General features: G+C 55.4%; 1 protein-coding gene. It reads left to right on the top strand.

Annotated features, from left to right (window positions below):
- The first annotated feature begins 106 nt into the window (after positions 1-106).
- The gene (locus tag DET50_RS19295) at positions 107-1,408 is read left to right on the top strand and encodes an IS1380 family transposase (RefSeq protein WP_113864306.1); all 1,302 of its coding nucleotides are present in this window, start codon (positions 107-109) and stop codon (positions 1,406-1,408) included.
- Positions 1,409-1,569: the final 161 nt, after the last annotated feature.

Below are 1,569 nucleotides of genomic sequence, written 5' to 3'. Positions count from 1 at the left end.
CCCGGATTTCTCATGAGAAGGTAGCGTAAGGAAGGAAGAAGCGGCTGAAAGTGTTATGATTTCAAGCTCCTACACAAAAAACCAACACTAACCGCCGCTATCCAAAATGGTACCTGAAAAGCTGACCTTCTCGCCACTCTCTCGCCGCCAAATTGAAGCCGATTTTTCCGGTGGTCATATCACCTCCGATGCAGGGTTGCTCCTGCTTCGGGAAGTCGACAAACAGCACCGTCTGACTCAGCGCCTGGCCTCGGTGCTTAACGATTCACGGAATCCAGTGCTGGTTCGCCACAAGCTGGAAACCATGACTCGGCAACGGGTCTTCGGCGTGGCTGCAGGATACGAAGACCTGAACGATCATGAGGCGCTGCGTTTTGATCAGGCTCTGCAAACCGCGGTTGGCAAAGAGAGCGATTTAGCCGGCAAGTCCACGCTCTGCCGAATGGAGCAGCAAGTAAATCGTCAGTCGGTGGTCAAGGCCCACGAATTGCTGTGGCAGCATTTCATCGAACAGCACGAGACACCGCCGAAGGAAATCGTGCTGGATTTTGACGGTACCGATATCCCAGTTCATGGCGACCAGCCCGGCAAGTTCTTTAACGCTTATTACGACCACCACTGTTACTTTCCGCTGTATGTGTTCTGCGGCCGTCACCTGCTGGTGAGCTACCTGCGCACCAGCAACCGCAGTGACAGCCGACACAGCTGGGCCATTCTGGCCCTGCTGGTAAAGTTCATCCGGCAATATTGGCCCGATACACGCATCGTGTTCCGAGGTGACAGTGGCTTCTATCGGCCTCGCCTATTGAGCTGGTGCGACCGGAATAATGTGGATTACCTGGTCGGCATCAGCAAGAACAGCCGGTTGCTCAAGGACGTGGAAGCGCCGTCACAACTGGTCCGGGACACGCACCAGAAAGTCGGTGAAAAAGTCTCCGCCACTTATCGGTTCCGGTATCAGGCGCATTCCTGGAAGTTCCCTCGCTGGGTGGTGGCCCGCCTGGAAGAAGGCGAGCTTGGCTCCAATCCTCGCTTTGTCATCAGCTCCCGCTATGACGACGGTTTTAAGCTCTATTACGAACAGTACTGCGCCCGAGGCGATATGGAAAACCGGATCAAGGATCAGCAGCTGTATCTGTTCGCGGATCGAACGTCGAGTGTTCAGTGGTGGACCAATCAATGGCGGCTGATCTTGTCCGGCTTCGCTTACACCTTGTTCGAGCGATTACGAGCGCACCTGAAAAAGACGCCCTTCGAACGGATGAGCGCCAGCAACCTGCGGCTGAAGCTGATCAAGGTTGGCGCGGTCATCATCCGCAATACCCGCCGAATCCGGGTGCTGATGAGTGACAGCTATCCCTACAAAGAAGAACTCACGAATCTGGTTCGTCGCCTGGTTCCAGGGTAGATGCCCGGGCTCCCCCGGCCCGACGCAATGGGGGAAAGGGGGCCGTGTGTCCAGGCAACAGAAATTGATCAACAATTAGCCAATAATAGCCGCACCGGAGCGGTCATGGCGGTAAACCGCCTAGTCTGCGAGACTTGCTGAGTAGCTATGAGAAATCCGGG

Origin of the sequence: Marinobacter pelagius (genome assembly GCF_003315345.1) — a bacterium.
In the GTDB taxonomy this organism is placed as follows: Bacteria; Pseudomonadota; Gammaproteobacteria; order Pseudomonadales; family Oleiphilaceae; genus Marinobacter; species Marinobacter pelagius_A.
The sequence above is the reverse complement of the archived record's forward strand: the minus strand, read 5'-3'. Positions and strand labels throughout refer to the sequence as shown.